This is a genomic window from Rhodopseudomonas parapalustris (genome assembly GCF_053772255.1).
This window is the reverse complement of record NZ_JAMKBZ010000017.1, coordinates 1-20425: the sequence shown is the minus strand read 5'-3', so window position 1 is coordinate 20425 and position 20425 is coordinate 1. Positions and strand designations below refer to the sequence as shown.

The 20425-nt window shown below is 65.1% G+C and carries 20 protein-coding genes; 9 read left to right on the top strand and 11 right to left on the bottom strand.

What is annotated here, in order from left to right; genetic code table 11:
- Positions 1-34: 34 nt before the first annotated feature.
- The 3 genes from rpsU to purE all read right to left on the bottom strand — a co-directional run bounded on the left by rpsU (position 35) and on the right by purE (position 2040).
- A complete protein-coding gene (gene rpsU / locus M9H71_RS15610; protein ID WP_011159711.1) occupies positions 35-298 on the bottom strand; it encodes a 30S ribosomal protein S21 in 264 nt (87 codons plus the stop codon).
- 156 nt (positions 299-454) lie between these two features.
- A complete protein-coding gene (locus M9H71_RS15605; RefSeq protein ID WP_455405881.1) occupies positions 455-1555 on the bottom strand; it encodes a 5-(carboxyamino)imidazole ribonucleotide synthase in 1101 nt (366 codons plus the stop codon).
- The gene (gene purE / locus M9H71_RS15600) at positions 1552-2040 is read right to left on the bottom strand and encodes a 5-(carboxyamino)imidazole ribonucleotide mutase (protein ID WP_455405880.1); all 489 of its coding nucleotides are present in this window, start codon (positions 2038-2040) and stop codon (positions 1552-1554) included. Before purE ends, M9H71_RS15605 begins: the two co-directional genes overlap by 4 nt.
- Before the next feature lie 152 nt (positions 2041-2192).
- Between purE and M9H71_RS15595 the strand changes: the two genes are divergently transcribed.
- Positions 2193-2921: a GGDEF domain-containing protein gene (locus M9H71_RS15595; RefSeq protein ID WP_455405879.1), complete on the top strand. Its 729-nt coding sequence runs from the start codon at positions 2193-2195 to the stop codon at positions 2919-2921.
- Here the strand turns inward: M9H71_RS15595 and M9H71_RS15590 are convergent.
- Entirely contained in the window at positions 2911-3117 is a 207-nt protein-coding gene (locus tag M9H71_RS15590) for a YdcH family protein (protein WP_012497433.1), read from the bottom strand. The two genes, M9H71_RS15595 and M9H71_RS15590, sit on opposite strands and share 11 nt — an antisense overlap.
- 358 nt (positions 3118-3475) lie before the next feature.
- Between M9H71_RS15590 and M9H71_RS15585 the strand changes: the two genes are divergently transcribed.
- The gene (locus M9H71_RS15585) at positions 3476-3658 is read left to right on the top strand and encodes a YdcH family protein (RefSeq protein ID WP_164606885.1); all 183 of its coding nucleotides are present in this window, start codon (positions 3476-3478) and stop codon (positions 3656-3658) included.
- Positions 3659-3828: 170 nt separating this feature from the next.
- Here the strand turns inward: M9H71_RS15585 and M9H71_RS15580 are convergent, their stop codons facing one another.
- Complete coding sequence (locus tag M9H71_RS15580) at positions 3829-4932, bottom strand: NAD(P)/FAD-dependent oxidoreductase (RefSeq protein WP_455405878.1); 1104 nt, start codon at positions 4930-4932, stop codon at positions 3829-3831.
- Positions 4933-5101: 169 nt separating this feature from the next.
- On the opposite strand from M9H71_RS15580, the gene M9H71_RS15575 reads away from it, so the two are divergent.
- Complete coding sequence (locus M9H71_RS15575; protein WP_455405877.1) at positions 5102-7780, top strand: sensor domain-containing protein; 2679 nt, start codon at positions 5102-5104, stop codon at positions 7778-7780.
- A gap of 39 nt (positions 7781-7819) precedes the next feature.
- Here M9H71_RS15575 and M9H71_RS15570 read toward each other — a convergent pair whose 3' ends face one another.
- The 5 genes from M9H71_RS15570 to M9H71_RS15550 all read right to left on the bottom strand — a co-directional run bounded on the left by M9H71_RS15570 (position 7820) and on the right by M9H71_RS15550 (position 12444).
- Positions 7820-8773: a carbon-nitrogen hydrolase family protein gene (locus tag M9H71_RS15570; protein ID WP_455405876.1), complete on the bottom strand. Its 954-nt coding sequence runs from the start codon at positions 8771-8773 to the stop codon at positions 7820-7822.
- Between the two features lie 11 nt (positions 8774-8784).
- The gene (locus M9H71_RS15565) at positions 8785-9546 is read right to left on the bottom strand and encodes a flavin reductase family protein (RefSeq protein ID WP_455405875.1); all 762 of its coding nucleotides are present in this window, start codon (positions 9544-9546) and stop codon (positions 8785-8787) included.
- A gap of 148 nt (positions 9547-9694) precedes the next feature.
- Entirely contained in the window at positions 9695-10750 is a 1056-nt protein-coding gene (locus M9H71_RS15560; RefSeq protein ID WP_455405874.1) for an ABC transporter substrate-binding protein, read from the bottom strand.
- A gap of 3 nt (positions 10751-10753) precedes the next feature.
- Positions 10754-11599: an ABC transporter ATP-binding protein gene (locus M9H71_RS15555; protein WP_455405873.1), complete on the bottom strand. Its 846-nt coding sequence runs from the start codon at positions 11597-11599 to the stop codon at positions 10754-10756.
- Between the two features lie 11 nt (positions 11600-11610).
- Entirely contained in the window at positions 11611-12444 is an 834-nt protein-coding gene (locus M9H71_RS15550; RefSeq protein WP_455405872.1) for an ABC transporter permease, read from the bottom strand.
- 263 nt (positions 12445-12707) lie between these two features.
- Here M9H71_RS15550 and M9H71_RS15545 point away from each other — a divergent pair, with 263 nt between their 5' ends.
- The 4 genes from M9H71_RS15545 (at position 12708) to M9H71_RS15530 (ending at position 16601) form a co-directional block, all read left to right on the top strand.
- Positions 12708-13481, top strand: coding sequence for a TrmB family transcriptional regulator (locus tag M9H71_RS15545; protein ID WP_455405871.1), 774 nt, complete (start codon positions 12708-12710; stop codon positions 13479-13481).
- Positions 13482-13583: 102 nt separating this feature from the next.
- A complete protein-coding gene (locus tag M9H71_RS15540) occupies positions 13584-14729 on the top strand; it encodes an ABC transporter ATP-binding protein (RefSeq protein WP_455405870.1) in 1146 nt (381 codons plus the stop codon).
- A complete protein-coding gene (locus tag M9H71_RS15535) occupies positions 14726-15640 on the top strand; it encodes an ABC transporter permease (protein ID WP_455405869.1) in 915 nt (304 codons plus the stop codon). The genes M9H71_RS15540 and M9H71_RS15535 overlap by 4 nt, the downstream gene beginning before the upstream one ends.
- 160 nt (positions 15641-15800) lie before the next feature.
- Positions 15801-16601 carry an ABC transporter permease gene (locus M9H71_RS15530; protein ID WP_455405868.1) on the top strand — a complete coding sequence of 267 codons (801 nt, stop codon included), beginning with the start codon at positions 15801-15803 and terminating at the stop codon, positions 16599-16601.
- Between the two features lie 154 nt (positions 16602-16755).
- On the opposite strand, the gene M9H71_RS15525 is transcribed toward M9H71_RS15530, so the two are convergent.
- The gene (locus M9H71_RS15525; protein WP_455405867.1) at positions 16756-18702 is read right to left on the bottom strand and encodes an AsmA family protein; all 1947 of its coding nucleotides are present in this window, start codon (positions 18700-18702) and stop codon (positions 16756-16758) included.
- 206 nt (positions 18703-18908) lie between these two features.
- On the opposite strand from M9H71_RS15525, the gene M9H71_RS15520 reads away from it, so the two are divergent.
- Together M9H71_RS15520 and M9H71_RS15515 are read left to right on the top strand one after the other, a co-directional pair.
- Entirely contained in the window at positions 18909-19625 is a 717-nt protein-coding gene (locus M9H71_RS15520) for a CoA transferase subunit A (protein WP_455405866.1), read from the top strand.
- 11 nt (positions 19626-19636) lie between these two features.
- Positions 19637-20287 carry a CoA transferase subunit B gene (locus tag M9H71_RS15515; RefSeq protein WP_455405865.1) on the top strand — a complete coding sequence of 217 codons (651 nt, stop codon included), beginning with the start codon at positions 19637-19639 and terminating at the stop codon, positions 20285-20287.
- Positions 20288-20425: the final 138 nt, after the last annotated feature.

The window sequence follows — 20425 nt, the reverse complement described above, 5'->3', positions numbered from 1 at the left end:
AAACTCAGTTGGTTTGCTCGTCTCGGAGGCGCGATCAGCGCGCCGCAGCGCTCGGACGGCGATCCGCGCCGAAAGCCGGCTTCGGTTTGCTCGGCAGCAGGCCTTCGCGCTGCAGCTTCTTGCGGGCGAGCTTACGGGCGCGGCGTACGGCTTCCGCCTTCTCGCGCGCCTTCTTCTCGGACGGCTTCTCGTAGTGTCCGCGCAGCTTCATCTCGCGGAAAATTCCCTCACGCTGCATCTTCTTCTTCAGCGCCTTGAGGGCTTGATCGACGTTGTTATCGCGAACGAGAACCTGCACGCGGCATCCTCTTCAGGGTAATCAGATCTGAATGTTTCGGAATAGGCGGGGCCGACGACGGCCTGGCCCTCCACCTAGAGGGCGCCCATGTAACAGATCGGACCGCCAATGTCCACCAGACACTAAAATTAAGTTATGCACCGTTGGTCGGGTCTGTCAGCTCTTCCTGGGCTCGACCACGGTGACATGACCCATCTTGCGACCGGGGAGGGCGTGGCGCTTGCCGTACAGGTGCACGGTGGCGCCGGGAACCGTCAGCCAGCGGCCGTAGTCATGAACGTCGTCGCCGATCAGGTTGGTCATGGAGACCACACCGTGGCGCACCGGCTCGGCCAGCGGCCATCCGGCAATCGCCCGGATGTGCTGTTCGAACTGCGACACCGACGCGCCGTCCAGGGTCCAGTGGCCGGAATTGTGCACCCGGGGGGCGATCTCGTTGACCAGCACCTTCGGGCCATCGGCGCCCGGCACCACGAACATCTCGACCCCGAGTACGCCGACATAGCCGAGCGCATCGGCGATCGTCTTGGCGATCCGCCGAGCCTCGTCGGCCACCGCATCGGGGATCGACGCCGGCGCCTTCGAGACCTTCAGAATGTGGTCGCGGTGCTCGTTTTCGGTGACGTCGTAGCTCACCACCTGACCGTCGGCGCCGCGCGCGGCGATCACCGAGATCTCCCGCTCGAATGGGACGAAAGCCTCGAGGATCGCCACGCGCGTCTCCAGGCTGGCCCAGGCGGCTTCCGGATCGTCGCCCGGACGCAGCATCACCTGGCCTTTGCCGTCGTAGCCGAACCGCCGGGTCTTCAGCACCGCCGGCAGACCGAGCCGGGCGACTGCGTCGCGCAGCGCTTGCGGCGAGGTGATGTCGGCGTAGGCGGCGGTGCCGATGCCGAGCTTGGTGACGAAGTCCTTCTCCGCCAGCCGGTCCTGGGTGGTCTCCAGAATGCTGTGGTCCGGCAGCACCGGCTTGCGGGCCGCCAGCACCAGCGCAGCGGAGGCCGGCACGTTCTCGAACTCGTAGGTGATGACGTCGACCTCGGAGGCGAACAGTTCCAGCGCCTCGACGTCGGCATATTCGGCGCAGGTGGCGTTCTGCACCACGTCGAAGGCCGGCGAATCCGGGTCCGGCGAGAACACCTGGCACTTCAGGCCGAGTCTGGCCGCGGCGAGCGCCAGCATCCGGCCGAGCTGGCCGCCGCCTAGGATGCCGATGGTGTCGCCGGGCTTCAGCGGCTCACGACGGGGGCCGCTCACGCCGTGCCCTCCGGCCGGGCCGCGACCGCGTCGGTCTGAGCCTTGCGCCATGCCGCCAGTCGGGTCGCCAGATCGGAATCGGTCAGCGCCAGTACGCTCGCGGCGAGGAGGGCGGCGTTGATCGCGCCGGCCTTGCCGATCGCCAGTGTGCCGACCGGGATGCCGGCCGGCATCTGCACGATCGAGTACAGCGAATCCAGGCCAGACATCGTCTTGGATTCCACCGGCACACCGAACACCGGCAGCTCCGTTAGCGCCGCGGTCATCCCCGGCAGATGCGCAGCACCGCCGGCGCCGGCAATGACGATGCGGTAGCCGGCTGCTTTCGCGCCTTTGGCAAAAGCGTACAGGCGGTCGGGGGTACGATGCGCGGAAACGATCTGGGCGTCATGGGCGATGCCGAGAGCGGTCAGGGTGTCGGCGGCATGCCGCATCGTTTCCCAGTCCGACTGACTGCCCATGATGATCGCGACGGGAACTGTCATTCAAACGATTCTTTCGAGCGATTCTGTCGTGAATCCAGAAACATAGGTGGGAATTATAAGGACGCCGGCCGGTCCGGCCAAGGCGCCCGGAATGCACTATCCTTTCTTGGTGAAGAGCGGCAAGTGTTGTGGCGGTTCTCCGGCTGATTCTCATGAAAAAGAAGCCCATCCGCCCCGCGTCATCCTGCCAATCCGTCGGCCGCGGGATCCCGAAGCCTCCTGCCAAGAAGCGAAAACTGCCGCCTGCCGGGCCGCGCCCGGCGCCGGCGACGCCGCGGGCGCGGGTTGCCGGGGGACGGCTGCCGGTCGATCCGCAGCTCAAGATCCGCCGGCTGAAGGCCCAGCTCGCCGCCGCGCTGGCGGAGATCGACGTGCTGCGCGCTTCCGCCGAAACCGACTTCCTGCTCGGCATTGCCAATCGGCGCGGCTTCGAGCGAGAGCTCGGCCGCGCGCTCGCCTACATCAAGCGCTATGGCGCCACCGGCGCTTTGATCATGCTCGATGTCGACCGGTTGAAACCGGTCAACGACACGCTCGGCCATGCCGCCGGCGACGTCGTGCTCAAGGCGGTGACCGAAGCGCTGCTGCGTCATGTCCGCGCCTCCGATCTGATCGGGCGGCTCGGCGGCGACGAGTTCGCATTGCTGCTGTGGAATCTCGGCGAGAGCGATGCCCTGGCCAAGGCTCTGGGGTTGGAAGACGCCGTCGACTCGCTCGCGATCCGCTACGGGGATCAGACGATCGAAGTCGGTATTTCAGCAGGCGTCGCGATGCTGACGCCGGACATGGACGTTGCCGAAGCGTTCGCTTGTGCGGATCGTGCGATGTATGCGCGCAAAGCCGAACGCCGCGCCGCAGCAGGTGCGCCGCTCAGGCGATGATGTCGGGCGTGATCTGATCTTCGATGAAGGCGATGCGGTCGCGCAGCGCCAGCTTCCGCTTCTTCAGCCGTTGCAACCGCAACAGATCGGGCGCCGGCGAATGATGCAGCGCATCGATCGCGGCGTCGAGATCGCGATGCTCTTGTTGCAGCTTGGCCAGCTCGGCACCGAGGTCGCCCTCGTCTTCGTCGGTCATGTTCAGTGTCGGCTTGAACCAACTCGCGAACGGCGGGCCGGTTGCGGAGGATAATCGATCAGTTCTGCGTCATTATCGCTTTTGCAGCGTTGCGAGCAAGCGGCGCGACCTTGCGTGAAGCTGGTTACGACCTTTGTCGGGTGAATAATCCACCAACGCGAGCCCAGCGAGCGCGGGCTTCCGGAGGCCTGCACCGACCTCGGTGTTGTGCGGGGATGAAGTGGTGCCGCCGACGATTCGTTTCCTCAACCGCGAAATTATGACGCGGATATTTCAAGACCTATCGACAGACGGCGCCAGAGATGTAGACTTCCTCGTCCGGATGGAAACTCAGTCTCACCAAATGAGGAGGTTTCGTATGGCAATTCAAGCGCATCTCGTCGAACTGGAACGCAAGCACAAGGTTCTGGAGACCGAATTGCACGACGCTCTCGCCCATCCCTCCACGGACGATGCTCGTATCGCCGACCTGAAACGCCGTAAGCTCATGGTCCGGGATCAAATCGCGAAACTGAAGCAGACCGCCCCCAGCCTCCACTGACATCTCCACTGCACTGAAGCAGAGCTGACTCTCGCGTCGATCCGCATCCACGATGCCAACGACGCGATGACGTCAGCCTCGGGACATCGTCGACCTCTGACACCGAAGTGCCTTCCGGGCGGTGCCAGAGGTGACTTGAGAAGTCCCGATCTCAAGGTGTTTGGCGCCGGTCACACCGCCGCGAGTTCGGCGACGTGATCGGCAATTGCCAGCGATGCCGTCAATCCCGGCGACTCGATCCCGAACAGATTGATCAGCCCCGACACTCCGTGCTCGCGCGGTGTCTGGAGGACGAAATCCTGCACCGCGACCGACGGCGGCACGATCTTCGGCCGGATGCCGGAGTAGCCCGGCGAAAGCGCTCCATCGGGCAGTCCCGGCCAGTACTTGCGGATCGCCGGATAGAACCGCGCCGCCCGTGCCGGATCGACCACGTAGTCGATTTCGTCGATCCATTCGACATCGGGGCCGAACTTAGCCTGACCACCCAGATCCAGCGTTAGATGGACGCCGAGTCCGCCGGGCTCAGGCACCGGGTAGATCAGGTGTGAGAACGGCGCTCGCGCGCTGCAGGTGAAGTAATTGCCCTTGGCGAGATACGCGGTCGGCACCAGCTCTGGCGGCATCGTGTCGATCGCGCGCGCGATCGCCGGTGCGCCGAGCCCGGCGGCGTTGATCAGCAGCCGGCAGCCGAGCGTCATCGGCATCTCACCGCCGATCTCGAGCGCCAGCACTTCGCCTTCACGGCGTGCCGACAGCAACGGCGCGTGAAACGCGAATGCTGCGCCGGCCGCTTCCGCATCGCCGCGCAACGCGAGCATGTAAGCGTGGCTATCGACGATGCCGGTGGACGGCGACACCAGTGCGGCCACGCAGGCAAGCGCCGGCTCCATCCGCTGCGCTTCGGTGCCGTCGATCGCGCGCAGGTCATCGACGCCGTTGGCGGCGGCGTGAGCTCGGATCGACTCCAGTTTGTCGGCTTCCGCGCCGGTTGTGGCGACGATCAGCTTTCCGCATTGCCGATGCGGAATGCCGTGGTCAGCGCAGTAGGCGTACAGCGCGCGCCGGCCTGCGACGCAGAGCCGGGCCATCAGGCTGCCGGCGCGATAGTAAATGCCGGCATGGATCACTTCACTGTTGCGCGACGAGGTGCCGGTTCCAATCGCCTCGGCCTGCTCGACCACGACCACTTCGCGGCCTTGCTGCGCCAGCTTCCGCGCGATCGCCAAACCGACCACGCCCGCGCCGACAACGACGCACTCAACTTCATCCATCGATACGCGCTCTTGTTGCGAGTCACTTGCCAAGCGGCGTTTATGATCGGGTTAACCATCTCCGGTCAATTGACGAAAATTGACGCGATACCAATCCGTCTAACTTGCGTTGTTTACATGTTCCAAAGGTGTCGTGCACCAGAGTTCGGCTGCAATTTCTGGGTGTTGTATGAAGGCGTGGATAGGGAAGGCGGGCAGCGGAGCAGCATTGGCTGTAGTGACGACCGGTCTTCCTCTGTCGGCAGCGATCGCATCGCAGAGCTTCGCGCCTGCCAGCTATATCGGCGGCGTCGAACCTGACCTCATGTGGGAGTTGCTGATCGGCGGATTGACGGTGGCGTCGTTCACTTGCGCGGTCGCATTGTGGGCGGCATCGATGTTGCGCAAGCAGCGCCGCGCCCAGCGTCGAAAGAACATGCTGGTCGATTCGGTCCTCAACAAGCTGCAGCAGGGCGTGGTGATTGTCGACGCCTCGGGCCGAGTCGTGTTCTGCAACGACCGCTATCTCGAGATGTACGGTCTGACCCGCGCCGAGGTGCCGCGCGGCCTGCCGGGGCAAGAGTTGCTGGCACTACGCCGTGCCCGCGGCATGTTCGATCTGACCGACGACGAATTCTACCGCAGCGCCGGCCTGCCACAGGGCTGCGTCCACGAGCTCCAGGACGGCCGTTGCATCCAGGTCAAATTCTCGAAGCTCGCCAACGGCGGCACCATCGCGACGCACGACGACTGCAGCGAATTACGGCGGGTGTCGAAGGAGCTGGCAACCACGAAGCAGTTCCTGGAATCAGTGATCGACAACATCCCGGTCTGCGTCGCCGCCAAGAGCATCGACGACGGTCGCTACATCCTCGCCAATCGTGCGTTCGAAACCATGTCGGGGATGAGCCGGGAGCGGATCGTCGGTGCGACGGCAGACGATTTGTATCCGCCGCGATCGGCGGCGAGCATCCGCGAGGCGGATCGCCGCGCGCTGCAATCGAGCAGCGGCGCCCACTCCTGCGAATTGACCGTCGAGATGGGGCCGAGCGAGCGGGTTCTTGCCAGCAACCGCGTCGTCGCCCGCAATGAACGCGGCGAGCCCGAATTCCTCATCGCGCTGTTCGAGGACGTCACCAACCGCCGTGCGCTGTCGCTAGAATTGGAGAAGACCAAGCGCTTCCTCGAGCTGGTGATCGACAACATTCCGGTTTCCCTGACGGTGCAGAATACCGCCGATGGTCGCTACGTGCTCGCCAACCGCGGCGCCGAGATCATCTTCAACCGTCGCCGTGAGGACGCTATCGGGCTGACCTCCGCCGAGATCTTCAACACCAAGGAAGCGCGGCTGATTGCCGAACGCGACGAACTCGCGATCCGCAAAGGCGGCCTGGTGGTCGAGGAGCACCCGATCTCGACCGCCGGTGGCTTACGCCTGTTCGTCACCCGGCGGATGACCGTCACCGACGAGGCCGATCAGGCGCACTACCTGATCAAGACCCATGTCGACGTCACGGACCGCCGCCAGACCGAGGCGCGGATGGCCCATATGGCCTATCACGACGGCCTCACCGATCTGCCGAACCGCGATGCCTTCCTGAAGTCGCTGACCCAGATGATCGAGGCGTGCGACGATGCGGTTGACGAGTTCGCCGTGCTCTCTCTCGACCTCGACGGTCTGAAGGAGATCAACGACGTATTCGGCCACGCGATCGGCGACAAACTATTGATCGAAGTGGCGCGCCGGATCGAATGGGCGGCGCGCGGCGGTGTGGTAGCGCGGCTGTCCGGCGACGAATTCGGTCTGATCATCGACGGCCAGCAGCCGGCGGCTGCGTGCGACCTGGCCAGCATGGTCGCCAAAGCGCTGGCGTCCGGCTTCGTCATCGACGGGAAGACGGTGCGGATCTGTGTCACCACAGGCATCGCACTGTTTCCCGCCAACGGCACCGATGCGGCATCTCTGCTCGCCAATGCCGGTGCGGCGCTGTTTCGCGCCAAGGCAAAAGCGCGCGGGTCGGTCACGGTGTTCGAACCGGAGATGGACATGCAGATCCGCGACCGGCGGGTGCTGCATCAGGATCTGTCGAACGCGATCCGAAACGGCGAGATGTCGCTCTACTATCAGCCGCAGGCTTCGAGCACCAAGCACGTCGGCAACAACGACATCGTCGGCTTCGAGGCACTGGCGCGCTGGCGGCATCCGACCCGCGGCTTCGTTCCGCCGAGCGAGTTCATTCCGCTCGCCGAAGAGAGCGGGCTGATTGTCGAGCTCGGCGAATGGATCCTGCGCGAAGCCTGCCGTCAGGCCGCTTCCTGGGCGCGGCCACTGCAGGTCGCCGTCAACCTGTCCCCGGCCCAATTCCTGAACACCGATCTGGTCGGCTTCGTCCACGAGGTTTTGTTGCAGACCGGGCTCGATCCGGGGCGGCTGGAGCTGGAAATCACCGAGGGCGTGCTGATCGATGACTTCGATCGCGGCCTGTCGCTGCTGCGCCGGCTGAAGGCGTTGGGCGTCCGGGTTTCGATGGACGATTTTGGCAGCGGCTATTCGTCACTGACTTATCTGCAGGCGTTCCCGTTCGACAAGATCAAGATCGACCGTGCCTTCATCATGAATCTCGGCCGCAATCCGCAATCGGCGGCGATCGTGCGCGCCGTGATCGGACTCGGCCACGGCCTCGGTGTGACGCTTGTGGCCGAAGGCGTCGAGACCCAGGATCAGCTCGACTTCCTGGTCGACGAGTCGTGCGACGCAGTGCAAGGCTATCTGATCGGAAGGCCGGCTCCGATCGAACAGTATCGCTGGCTGGTCGGGCTGGACCCCGACCGAGCCGGCGCCTTGTCGGGTGCACGCGAAGCAGGCTGATCGCCTGTCGCGTGACACGCCGCGCAGCTTCGCAGACGCTCAGGCCCCGGTGCCGCCCGCGCCCGATTTTCCGCCGAAGGCCACCGGCGTTTGCGGTCGCTCGTCGACATGCAGCGTGAACAGGTCCGGTCGCGAATAGTGCCCGACCGCATCGAAGTCGAGCGTCGCGCCGAGAATATCGTCGGTGTCGATGTCCGCGGTCAGGATGCCTTCCTCGTCGAGCAGCGGGCCGGCGAGGATTTCGCCGAGCGGGCCGACGATCACCGAGCGACCGTGCATCATCCATTCGTCCGGGCCAGCGTCGATCCGGCTGGCATAGTCGGCGGGGAAGTCCGATCGCCGCATCACCTGGCAGGCGCCGATCACGAAGCAACGGCCTTCGAGTGCGATGTGGCGCATGGTGGCGATCCAGCTCTCGCGGTCGTCGGCGGTCGGCGCGGCCCAGAGCTGTACGCCCTTAGCGTAGTACGCGGCGCGCATCAGCGGCATGTAGTGCTCCCAGCAGATCGCACCGCCGAGCCTGCCGTAAGGAGTGTCGACCACGGTGAGTGTCGACGCGTCGCCGAAGCCCCACACCAGCCGCTCAGATCCGGTCGGCATCAGCTTGCGGTGGATGCCGAGCAGGCGGCCAGGGGCCAGGTACAGCGCCGTGCAATACAGCGTGCCGCCGTCGCGTTCGATCACGCCGACCACGGCGTGGATGTCGTGCTCCGCGCAAGCAGCGACGAGCTGCTCGACCTCTGGGCCCGGAATGCTGATCGAGCCACGCACATAGCGGGCGAAATCCTCTCGGCCTTCCGGCGTGCGCCGTCCAATCGCGCAGCCGAAATCGAGGCCCTTCGGATAGCCGCCGATGAAGGCTTCCGGAAACACCGCGAGCTGCACGCCCTTGGCGGCGGCTTCGCCGAGCAGCGCCACGGTGCGCGCGGTCGCGGCCGCGGCGTCGAACGGAACGGTCGTCGCCTGAATTGCAGCGACTTTCAACTTGGCCATCTGATGTGTCCTTATGATGTGGTGGTGGGAGTGATCTTCGCGTCCTGCCAGAGCGGACGGTCGAGATCGAACAGATCACGGGTGCGGGTGTAGGCGGAGGCGCCATGCATCCGTCCGACGAGATCGAGCGCGGTAGGATCGACGCGGGGCCGTTGCGGATCGCCGGTCAGGACGTGATGGGCGTAGTGTGCATGCAGCACCTCGCCGACCACCATCACCTGGCCGGGGCCGGTGTCGAGCCAATGCGTGCGGCGGCATTCGAACGCGACCGGCGAGGCGGCGATGCGCGGCGGCCGGATCGCGACGCTCGGCAGTGTTTCCAATCCCGCCAGATCGAGTTCGTCGATTTCCGGCGGAGCTTCGACGCAGGTCGCGTTCATCGCCGCGACTAGGCTGAACGGCACGAGGTTGACGACGAATTCGCCGGTGGTGCGGATGTTCGTGGCCGTATCCTTCGGCGCATCCGGTCGCGTCAGAATGCCGAGCGCGACCACCGGGCGGTCGGAGCCGAACATGTTGAAGAACGAGTAGGGCGCGGCGTTGACACAGCCGTCGGGCGCGCAGGTGACGACCCAGGCGATCGGGCGCGGCATGATGGTTGACGCCATCAAACGGTAGCGATCGGCACCGGACATTTTGGCGAAGTCGAAATGCCGCATCTCCGATGCGGCGTCGATGCAGCCGGCGGCGCGCGCGAGGGGCGTATCGGCGCGTTGCGGTTCGGCTGGTCGCTCCAGCAGGTCAGCCGAGGATGATATCAGCGTCTTGCTCATCGTGATCCTGTCACGCCGACGGGGAATGATGCGCCTCTGTCATGGCCGGGCTGGTCCCGGCCATCCACGTCTTTCCTGCGTTGGGCGCTGTAAGGCGTGGATGCCCGGCACTAGGCCGGGCATGACGATGTTCGACCGAGGCGTCCGGTCAGGCGCGGGTGATCTTCACGCTTTTGGGGTCGAAGCCCTGCGCAGCCATTTCCTTGTCGACCGCGCTGGCGATCGTAGTGTCGACGAATTTGGTGACGTCGGGTACGCGCGGCAGCAGCTTGTTCTCCACGCCCCATTTCGCGAGTGTGTCCATCTTGGCGATCTGCGCCGGGGTCAGCGTCGCCTTGATGTCGGTGAACGATTTGGCGCTCCAGGCCGGATCGTAGCTCGACGCCTTCTCCAAGACTTCGACCGGGATATTCTTGGCCGGCTCCAGCGTGCGGAACCAGCCGTTGACCAGGTCGTGGTTCTGGCTGGCGAAGAACAGTGCTTCGGAGTTCGCCTTCAGCATCCGCTTCAGCACCGCGGGGCGGTCCTTGAAGAAGCGGTTGTTGGCGGCGAGAACGATCACCGGAGTGACGTTCTGCGACACCACCTGGGCGAAGCCGGCGTTTTCGAAGAACGACACGAACGGATCGTAGGTGAAGAATGCGTCGATCCGCTGTGCGCCGACCGCGTCGGCCAGTTCGGCGGGGCCGACATTGACGAAGGTCACGTCCTTGCCGGGCGTCAGTCCGGCCTGCAGCACGGCATCTTGGGCGTTCTGGAATGCAGTGATGCCGAAGGTTCCGTAAATCTGCTTACCCTTGAGGCCGGCTAGATCGGTGATGCCGGACTTCTTGGTGGTGAGCACCGCAGAGCGGAAGATCGCCTGCGACGATACGGTGGTCACCGGGGCGCCGATCGCCATCGTCGTGACCGCGGCGAAGTCGGACAGGGTGCCGATGTCGGCAGCGCCGGAGACTAGCGCTTCGGTGATCGCCGGCGAGGCGGCGAGCTGGATCATATCCATCTTCAAGCCGTTGCGCGCGGCGATGTCGGTGCGCATCAGCACATGGGCGATCTGGGCCGACACCGTGGTGGTGTTGAACCAGCCCATCTTGACCACATCGCCTTCCTGCGCACGCAGGATCGACGGAGCGGCGAGAGGCATGGTGGCGGCGAAGCCAGCGGCGAGCTGACCGAAGCGGCGGCGCGATAGAGTGATGGTCACTGTCTATTCCCCTTTTTGCCATTCAGGCTTCAGCGTCTCCCACAGGTCTTTGACGGTGGAGACGAACCATGGATCGGAACGCATTTCGGCAGTGCGCGGCCGCGGCAGCGGCACCAGAACTTCGTCGCGGACGCGGCCGGGACGCGGGCTCATCACGACCACGCGGTCGGCGAGGAACACTGCTTCGTCGATACCGTGAGTGACGAAGATCACCGTCTTGCCCGCCTCGGTGGAGATGCGGGCGATTTCTTCCTGCAGCAGCACGCGGGTCTGGGCGTCGAGCGCGCCGAACGGTTCGTCCATCAAGAGGATGTCGGGATCCGGCGCCAGCGCGCGGGCGATCGCGGCGCGCTGCTTCATGCCGCCGGACATCTGGTGCGGATACTTGTCTTCGAAGCCGGCGAGATGGACGGTTCGGATCAGCGAGCGCGCGATTTCGGCGCGCTCGGCCTTCGGCAGACCCTTGGCCTTCAGCCCGAACTCGACGTTCTGTTGCACCGTCATCCACCCGAACAACGCGTAGTCCTGAAACACCACGGTGCGCGAAGCGTCGGGCTTGGAGATCGGCTTGCCGTTCTGCAGGATCTGGCCGCTCGAAGCCGACTGGAAGCCGGCGATGATGCTGAGCAGCGTCGACTTTCCGCATCCCGACGGGCCGAGCAGCGAGATGAACTCGCCTTTTTTGATGCGGAGCGAGACGCCGTCGAGCGCGATCACGGCCTGATGGGTAGTCTTTGAGTCGTAGACCTTGCCGACGTTGCGGATGTCGATCTGAACCTCAGCGGTCGAGGCTTGCGGCACGGCGATCTCGGCTGCGGCGAAAGTAGCGGCTGCAAATTGTGCGTTCATGATGAGGGCCCTCAGCTACGCTCGGAAGGAGCCCACGCGTTCACGCGCCGCTCGATACGTTCAAGGATGGCGGACATCGCGAAGCCGATCAGTCCGATCGTCACCATGCCGGCGACGACGTTGTTGATCTGGAACAGCATGCGCGATTGCTGGATCAGGTAGCCGAGGCCGGTCTGGGCGGCGATCAGCTCGGCCGTGACCACGCACATCCAGCCGACGCCGAGCGCGATTCGCAGGCCCGGCAGAATGATCGGCAGCGATGCCGGGATCAGCACGTCGGTGAAGAGTTGCCACGGCTTGGCGCCGAGACAGAGCGCGGCGTTCATCTGATTGCGGTCGAGGCCGCGGATCGCCGTGTAGGTGGCGATGAATACCGGAAACACCGCGCCGAGGAACACCAGGAAGTAGGATGCGGCGTCGCCGAGTCCGAACCACAGGATGGTGATCGGGATCCACGCCAGCGGCGGGATCGGCCGCAAGGCTTCGATGACCGGCCGGACATAGTCCGACACCGTGCGCCACCAGCCGCAGAGCAGGCCGAGCGCCAGCCCGACCACGCAGGCGAACAGAAAGCCGACTGCGACTCGCTGCAGGCTGGCGCCGAGGTGAATCCATAAGGAGCCATCGAGCGCGAGTTGCCACAGCGCTTCGGCGATCGCGACCGGCGAGGGCAGCAGGAAGCCATCGACCAGATTGAGCTGGGTGACCGCCTGCCAGATCGCGAAGAACGCGGTCAGGCCGACCGCGGCGCGCATCGGGCGGCCCGCAAAGGCGTTCTGAATCATCGCGAACCGCGGCCTCATGGTTTCAACCGGCAGGCGGCCCGCATCGGCTTCCGCTTCCATCTGCAATCCTCCTTTGGTCGCGCTCTGTCCTCGCGTGACTGCCCAATTTTGAAATATGTCGGACGTTTCCGTCAATCTAGAATCGGAGGTCGGTCGTATATAGATCGAGCAAATTCGCGGAATATCCGCTCAAATTCACGCCACTTGCCGGCGTATTGTGCATTGCGGTCTGTTTTTTGTGAAATTCGTCGGTGAAATCCGACAATAGACGTTGTGACCGAGATCGGACATGGTCGGCGCCGCTTAGGCGCTGGGGGACGACGTTGGATATCGAAGGAAAACTGGCCCGGATCGGCATCACCGGGACGCTGTACAAGCTGTATCTCACCGCCGTCGGCCTCGGCGGCGCGTCGGTGACCGCGATTGCAGCCAAGGCCGGTCTGCCGCGCACCACGGCGCACGATGCGCTCGCAAAACTGGAATCCGAGGGGCTGGTCCGGTTCGTAGATCACGGTCGGCGGCGCTTCGTCGTCGCCCAGGATCCCGGGATTCTGCTGGAGCGGCTGGAGGCGCGCCGGCAGATGCTGGAAGACGTCATGCCGGTGCTCCGCTCGATGTATCATCACGAGAGCGGCCAGCCGAACGTGCGCTTCCATCCCGGGCCGGAAGGTATTCGCACCACGCTGTGGGATACCCTGTCGGGCGGCGACAAGGTGCTGCGCGCCACGCTGTCGATGCGCGAACTGATGGCCGAGCCTGGGCTGGAGGAAATGGAGCGCTATCTGCAGGAGCGCGCCCGCCGCGGCATTTGGCTGCGGGTGATCCGCTCGGTCGAGCGCGACATCGCGCCGATCTGGCCGTCCAGCCAGGAACTGTGCCGCGAGCTGCGCTACGCGCCGCACGCGCACACGCTATCGATGACGTGCTTCATCTACGGCAACAAAGTCTGCCTGATCTCGTCGGCGCGGGAGAGCTACGGGCTGATCATCGACAGCGCTGAATTCGCGGCTTTCCAGGCCTCGATGTTCGACGCGATGTGGAGTCTCAGTACGCCGGACACGCAGCAGGCGATCCCGACGTCCGACAGCGACGGCTGAGCGGAGGCGCCAGCTTTCGCGACGGTTGAGTAGCGTGCGATAGGCCGCTACAGCTTGCGGTTCTGACCGAACGGGCCTGGAGCTGTAGAGACGCTGAAAAAAATGACGGAGCACGCTGGATATTCCGCGCCGGCCGAGGTTGCCGGTGAGCCGCTGTTGCGTATCGAAGCCGTGGAGAAGCGGTTCGGCGGATTCGTCGCCGTCGACCGGCTGTCGCTGGACATCAAGGCTGGTGAGTTCTTCGCGCTGCTGGGCCCCAGCGGTTGCGGCAAGACGACGCTGCTGCGGATGCTGGCGGGCTTCGAGACGCCGGATGCCGGGCGCATCCTGCTGAACGGCGTGGATATCGCCGCGGTGCTGCCTCACGAGCGCCCGGTCAACATGATGTTCCAGAACTACGCGTTGTTTCCGCATCTCACCGTCGCGGCCAATATCGCGTTTGGGCTGAAGCGCGCCCGGTTGCCGCGCAAGGAGATCAAGGCGCGCGTCGACGAGATGCTGGCGCTGGTCAGGCTCGACGGGCTTGGCAAGCGCAAGCCGGATCAGCTCTCCGGCGGCCAGCAGCAGCGCGTCGCGTTGGCGCGCGCGCTGGCGCTGCGGCCGAAGCTCTTGCTGCTCGACGAACCGATGGCGGCGCTTGACAAGAAGCTCCGCGAGAGCACCCAGCTCGAACTGATGGCGCTCCAGAAGCGGCTCGGCACCACCTTCGTGATCGTCACCCACGATCAGCAGGAGGCAATGACAGTCGCGGACCGCATCGGCGTGATGCGCGCCGGCCGGCTCGACCAGGTCGCGGCACCGCGGCAGCTCTACGAGGTACCGGCGTCGCGCTGGGTCGCGGAGTTTGTCGGAGACGTCAATATGCTGGAAGGCAGCGTTGCGGGCCATGAGCATGGCCGCATTACGGTCGCGACCGGCGGGGCCGGGGAGGTGGTCGCGACAGAGCCGCGCGAGGCTGTTGAGAACGACACGATCTGCGTGGCGATCCGGCCCGAGAAGATCAAGCTGTCGCTGCGTGGGCCCGCGTCCGACGCCGGCCATGCCGACGCGATCAACCGGCTCGACGGCACCATCACCGATATCGGCTATGCCGGCGGCATGACCAGCTACAAGGTCCGGCTCGATCACGGCGCGACGCTGCTCGCCGCGGTGGCCAACACCACGCGCCTCGACGTCGACGCCTATCACGCCGGCCAGCATGTGGTGGCGTGGTTCTCGCCCGACGATTGCGTGGTGCTGACCCGATGAGCGGCCGTCGGATCTTCACCAAGTCGGCGCGGCTCGCTGCGGTCGCGCCTTACGTCTGGATGCTGCTGTTCTTCCTGGTGCCGTTCGGCTTCGTGGTGAAGATCAGCCTGTCGCAGACCGCGATCGCGCAGCCGCCCTACACGCCGGTGTTCGATCTCTCCGCCGGCTGGACGGCGCTGCAGGCGGCGTTCAACGCGCTGTCGGTCGACAATTTCAAGCTGATCCTCGGTGACCACCTCTACGTGGTCTCCTATCTGCGCAGCCTGACGGTTGCCGCGGTCTCGACCGGCATCCTGCTCGCGATCGGCTATCCGATCGCCTACGCGATGGCGCGGCTGCCACGCGGCTGGCAGCCGCTGGCGATGATGTTGGTGATCGTGCCGTTCTGGACCTCGTTCCTGATCCGCATCTATGCTTGGATCAACATCCTGCAGCACGACGGCCTGCTCAACCAGCTCCTGCTGGCGCTGCATATTGTGTCGAAGCCGGTGGTGTGGCTGTCGACCGACACCGCGATGTACATCGGCATCGTCTACTCCTACCTGCCGTTCATGGTGCTGCCGCTGTACGCGACGCTGGCGAAGCTACCGCATTCGCTGTCGGAAGCCGCCGCAGACCTCGGCGCCTCGCCGCGCCAGGCGTTCTGGCTGGTGACGTTCCCGTTGTCGCTGCCCGGTATCGGTGCCGGCGTGCTGTTGTGCTTCATCCCCATCGTCGGCGAGTTCGTGATCCCGGACCTGCTGGCCGGATCGCGATCGCCGATGATCGGCCAGACGCTGTGGCTGGAGTTCTTCACCAACCGCGACTGGCCGGTCGCATCCGCGCTCGCGGTGCTGCTCCTCGGCGTGCTGCTGCTGCCGCTGCTGATCTACGAGCGGGCACAGCGCCGCCAGCTCGAAGGGAGGTCGTGATGGTGTTGGTGAAAACAGACCTCACCGCGAGCGTTGCCTTCTCCCTCCCCCCTTGCGGGGGAGGGTCGGGGTGGGGGGTAGTCACGAAGCGAGACTTCCGTCGTGGACCCCCACCCCCGACCCCTCCCCGCAAGGGGGAGGGGAGCAGAGGGGGCATGCCATGAAGCTCTCCCGTTTCAACCTCGTCTCGCTGACGCTGGGGCTGGCGTTCCTGTATCTGCCGATCGTGATCCTGGTGATCTATTCGTTCAACGATTCCCGCCTGGTCACGGTATGGGGCGGCTGGTCGCTGCGCTGGTATCGCGAGTTCTTCCAGGATCAGCCGATGCTGGATGCCGCCTGGATGAGCCTGCGCGTGGCGCTGACGTCGGCCACCGCGGCGGCTGTGCTCGGTACACTGGCGGCGGTGGCGCTGTCCCGCGCTGGGCACTTCAAGGGGCGCACCCTGTTCTCCGGAATGCTGTACGCGCCGCTGGTGATGCCGGAAGTCATCACCGGCCTGTCACTGCTGCTGCTGTTCGTCGCGATCAACGCGGAGCGCGGGTTCTGGACGGTGGTGATTGCTCACACCACGCTGACGATGTGTTTCGTCGCGGTGGTGGTGCAGTCGCGGCTGCACGCGCTCGACCGCAGCATCGAAGAGGCTGCGATGGATCTCGGCTGCGCCCCGGTGGAAGCGTTCCTCCGCGCCACCGTGCCGCTGATCTGGCCGGCGATTGCGGCGGGCTGGATGCTGGCGTTTGCGCTGTCGCTCGACGACCTGGTGATCGCCAGCTTCACCACCGGTCCCGGTTCGACCACGCTGCCGATCCGGATCTATTCGGAAGTGCGGCTCGGGGTGAAGCCTGAGATCAACGCGATCTGCACGTTGATCATTGCCGCCGTAACGGTGCTGATCGTGGTCGCGTCGCTGGCCTCGAAGCTGTCGAAGACCCAGGCCGACAACGCCGCGCCGATGTGACGCGGTCACAAGTTCTCGTCATTGCGAGGAGCGTAGCGACGAAGCAATCCAGCCGTTCGATGCCGGAGGGCACAGATTGCTTCGCTGCGCTCGCAATGACGGGGAGGGGCATGCCGGTGCGTAGCCGGCGGCCGCGCGGATCACGCTGAACTGATCAGTTCGCCTTCGGCTCGGGCTGCGCGGCGGCAGGGGCGTCGGCGGGCGGTTCGGCGTCCTGCTTCTTGCCGGTGATGCGTTCGAGCACCGAGCGGACGGTGTCGCGGGTCTTGCGGTCTTTCACCGCATCGAGCAGCGGCGCGGAGGCCGGCGAGCGGCGAATCAGGCTCTCCGGATCGGGGAAGATCAGCGGGTCGTCCCACGGTCCCTGCACGATGAAGGGCAGGTCGAATCCGGGCTTGGCGGCGGGGCCGTTCGCCAGGCTGGCGACGCCCTTCAGATCGTATTCCCGCGCTGGCACCGAGGCGGTGCCGCTCAGCGAGATCCGCGCGTTCGGCCCTTCGATCCGTACCTCGTCGGCGGTAGCGATGCCGTCGGCGAACCGCACCGAGACGGTGAGCTTGTCGAACGGCGTCTTGCCGCTGCGGAAATTGCCGCCGCCGGACAGCGGCCTGCGCTCGAGCCGCTTCAGGAGCTGTTCCACGTTGAAACCGTTGATCGAGCCGTCGTGTCCGGTGAGAAGCGCCGAGCCGTCGAGCGATTGGGCCAGCCCGAACGGGGAGGCGCCCTCGGCTTCCAGCGATACGCTGAGATTGCCGCGCCCCGACAGATTGCGCACCCCGAGCAGGTCGGCGGCGCAGGTCTGCAGCTCGACATCGTTGAACTGGAACTGGGCCTTCACGCTGGCGGCCTTTTCGGAGCGCGAGACGCCAAACGTGCCTTGCGCGACGCCGCCGTACACCTGCGCCTCACCGACGCTGAGCGCCAGCGCGCCGCCGCGCAAGTTGGCGCTGAGCGCGGTGCGGCCGAGCGTGGTGGAGCCGATCGTCACCTTGGCGGCCGACAGCCGCATGTCGAGGTCGACCGGGTCGGTCGAGGACAGGTCGAATAATTGCCGGTTCCAGTCGCGCGCGCCGCTGGCCAGCAGCCGGATCGTCGACAGATACGGCGTGACGTCGATACTGCCGGCGGCCAGCGTCGCCTGGAGCCCCTGATGGCCGCCGGCGACCGTATAGGTCATCACCCCTTCGGCGACGTTCTTGTCGAGCTCGACATTGACGTTGGTGAGCGCCACCGTTGGACCGATCAGATTGGCTCGCGCTTTCAGCGAGAAACGGCCGAATCCGCCGGTGCCTGGCGGCTCCTGTCCGGCCCAGCGCAGCGCATTGCGCAGCGATACGCTGTCCGCGGTGACCGTTCCGGTCAGAACCAGGCTGGTTTTGTTGGCGATGGTGCCGTCGAACGCGATCTTCATCGGTGCGCCGGCGAGCCGCAGCTTGATGCCGGAAGAATCGCCGCGCAGCGCGGCGATGAAGTCTGCGACCGTGATCGAGCCGTCGATGCGCTCGCCGCGGAAATCGAACTGGCCGGTAGCCGCAAAGGTGCGGGAGATCGAAGGCCATGCCAGCGACAGGTCGATGTCGCTGATGTGCTCGTGCTGGCCGCTGGCCTGGTCGAGATAGTTCAGCTCACCGTCCTGCAGCCGGATCTCGGAGAACGACACCTGGTCGTCGAGGCCGGGCTTCATGGTTCGCGTCAGGCTGTCGATGAACGGCGTCCAGTTGCTGCGGCCGTCGGCATCGCGCACCACCTCGATCGTCGGCTGGCCGAGCACCACGTCGGCGATCTCGAACCGGCGCAGCAGTAGCGGTAGCAGCCGGAGGTTGGTGGTGAGCGTCTTGACGCTGAGCGCAGCGTCATTGCCGGCGTCCTCGCCGCTTTTCAGCCGTACATCGCTGAACACCACGGTGCTGCGCGGGAAGATCGTGACGTCGGTGGTCCCGTCGACCTCGAGCTGGAGGCCGGTGGCGACGCGGAGCTGCTGTTCCACCGCTTGTCGCAGCGCACCGCGATCGATCGTCAGCGACAGTGCGAACGCCGCCATCACGGCGACGGCGATCAGCACTGCGACCGAGATCCCGAGGCGCTTAATTCCTTGGGCCATCGCCAACCAATTTCCGGAACGTGAGCGTGAATGTCGTGCGCGAGAGGCGGCTCATAGGGGGCCGGACCTGAGGGCGCAACTTGATCGGTTTTCTTGGCGCTTTCAAGGCTTTCCGGGCGTTGCGGGCCCTGGCGCAATTGACGGGTTGCGGGGTTTTTGCCTAATAGACCTAATCGCAGCCAAGCCCCCTCACAGGTCCCTGCATCATGAACAAGGTCTACCCCGACGCCAAGGCGGCACTCGACGGCATCTTGCGGGACGGCATGATGATCATGTCCGGCGGCTTCGGCCTTTGCGGCATTCCCGAGACCCTATCGGACGCGATCCGCGATGCGGGCGTCAAGGATCTCACCTTCGTCTCCAATAACGCGGGCGTCGACGGCATCGGCCTCAGCCGGCTGCTCGAAACCCGCCAGATCAAGAAAATGATCTCGTCCTATGTGGGCGAGAACAAGCTGTTCGCGCAGCAGTTTCTGGCCGGCGAGCTGGAATTGGAGTTCGCCCCGCAGGGCACCCTAGCCGAGCGCATCCGGGCCGGTGGCGCCGGCATTCCGGCGTTCTTCACCAAGACCGGCGTCGGCACACTGGTGGCGGAGGGCAAGGAAGTCCGCGAGTTCGACGGCGAGAAGTACGTGATGGAGCGCGGCCTGTTCGGCGATATCGCGATCGTCCACGCCTGGAAGGGCGATACCGCCGGCAACCTCGTGTACCGAAAGACCGCGCGCAACTTCAATCCGATGATGGCCACCGCGGCCAAGATCACGATCGCCGAGGTCGAGCATCTGGTGCCGGCCGGCGAGATCGACCCGGATCATATCCACACCCCGGGCATCTTCGTGCAGCGCATCGTCCATGTGCCGAACGCCAAGAAACACATCGAGCAGCGTACCACCCGCAAGCGCGCCGAAACGGCGGCGAGCTGAGGAGAACCCTGATGGCTTGGACCCGCGAACAGATGGCGGCGCGCGCCGCCAAGGAATTGCGCGACGGCTTCTACGTCAACCTCGGCATCGGGATTCCGACGCTGGTTTCGAACTACATCCCCGACGGCGTCGACGTGGTGCTGCAGAGCGAGAACGGCATGCTCGGCATGGGCCCGTTCCCCTACGAGGGTGAAGAAGATCCGGACCTGATCAACGCCGGCAAGCAGACCGTCACCGAGCTGCCGTCGACCAGTTACTTCTCGTCGGCCGACTCTTTCGCGATGGTTCGCGGCGGCCACATCGACCTCTCCATTCTCGGCGCCATGCAGGTCGCGCAGAACGGCGACCTCGCCAACTGGATGATTCCGGGCAAGATGGTGAAGGGCATGGGCGGCGCGATGGATCTCGTCGCCGGCGTCAAGCGCGTCGTTGTGGTGATGGAGCACTCCGCCAAGGACGGCCCGAAGCTGCTCAAGGAGTGCAACCTGCCGCTGACCGGTGAGCGCGTTGTCGACATGGTCGTCACCGACCTTGCGGTGTTCACCATCGACAAGCACGGCAACGACGGCATGGCGCTGATCGAACTCGCCGACGGCGTCACCCTCGACGAGGTCAAGGCCAAGACCGAAGCCGAATTCCGCGTCGCGCTGAAGAACGCTTAGTTGGTGTAGCAACGCAAGGTGGGCAAAGGCGCGCAGCTCCGAGCCCACTTTGTACCAATTAGCGCGACGACCTGCCAAACCAGCACGATGCCGTCATCTTGAGGTGCGCGCTCTTGCGTCGTCCGTGAACAATTTGGA

What these genes read in the sequence shown, in the direction of transcription:
- M9H71_RS15525 (WP_455405867.1), bottom strand. Translation starts at nt 18,702, where the DNA reads ATGGCCCAAGGAATTAAGCGCCTCGGGATCTCGGTCGCAGTGCTGATC.
- M9H71_RS15550 (WP_455405872.1), bottom strand. Translation starts at nt 12,444, where the DNA reads ATGGAAGCGGAAGCCGATGCGGGCCGCCTGCCGGTTGAAACCATGAGG.
- M9H71_RS15540 (WP_455405870.1), top strand. Translation starts at nt 13,584, where the DNA reads ATGACGGAGCACGCTGGATATTCCGCGCCGGCCGAGGTTGCCGGTGAG.
- M9H71_RS15575 (WP_455405877.1), top strand. Translation starts at nt 5,102, where the DNA reads ATGAAGGCGTGGATAGGGAAGGCGGGCAGCGGAGCAGCATTGGCTGTA.
- M9H71_RS15580 (WP_455405878.1), bottom strand. Translation starts at nt 4,932, where the DNA reads ATGGATGAAGTTGAGTGCGTCGTTGTCGGCGCGGGCGTGGTCGGTTTG.
- M9H71_RS15590 (WP_012497433.1), bottom strand. Translation starts at nt 3,117, where the DNA reads ATGACCGACGAAGACGAGGGCGACCTCGGTGCCGAGCTGGCCAAGCTG.
- M9H71_RS15530 (WP_455405868.1), top strand. Translation starts at nt 15,801, where the DNA reads ATGAAGCTCTCCCGTTTCAACCTCGTCTCGCTGACGCTGGGGCTGGCG.
- M9H71_RS15570 (WP_455405876.1), bottom strand. Translation starts at nt 8,773, where the DNA reads ATGGCCAAGTTGAAAGTCGCTGCAATTCAGGCGACGACCGTTCCGTTC.
- M9H71_RS15515 (WP_455405865.1), top strand. Translation starts at nt 19,637, where the DNA reads ATGGCTTGGACCCGCGAACAGATGGCGGCGCGCGCCGCCAAGGAATTG.
- purE (WP_455405880.1), bottom strand. Translation starts at nt 2,040, where the DNA reads ATGACAGTTCCCGTCGCGATCATCATGGGCAGTCAGTCGGACTGGGAA.
- M9H71_RS15555 (WP_455405873.1), bottom strand. Translation starts at nt 11,599, where the DNA reads ATGAACGCACAATTTGCAGCCGCTACTTTCGCCGCAGCCGAGATCGCC.
- M9H71_RS15535 (WP_455405869.1), top strand. Translation starts at nt 14,726, where the DNA reads ATGAGCGGCCGTCGGATCTTCACCAAGTCGGCGCGGCTCGCTGCGGTC.
- M9H71_RS15595 (WP_455405879.1), top strand. Translation starts at nt 2,193, where the DNA reads ATGAAAAAGAAGCCCATCCGCCCCGCGTCATCCTGCCAATCCGTCGGC.
- M9H71_RS15520 (WP_455405866.1), top strand. Translation starts at nt 18,909, where the DNA reads ATGAACAAGGTCTACCCCGACGCCAAGGCGGCACTCGACGGCATCTTG.
- M9H71_RS15565 (WP_455405875.1), bottom strand. Translation starts at nt 9,546, where the DNA reads ATGAGCAAGACGCTGATATCATCCTCGGCTGACCTGCTGGAGCGACCA.
- M9H71_RS15585 (WP_164606885.1), top strand. Translation starts at nt 3,476, where the DNA reads ATGGCAATTCAAGCGCATCTCGTCGAACTGGAACGCAAGCACAAGGTT.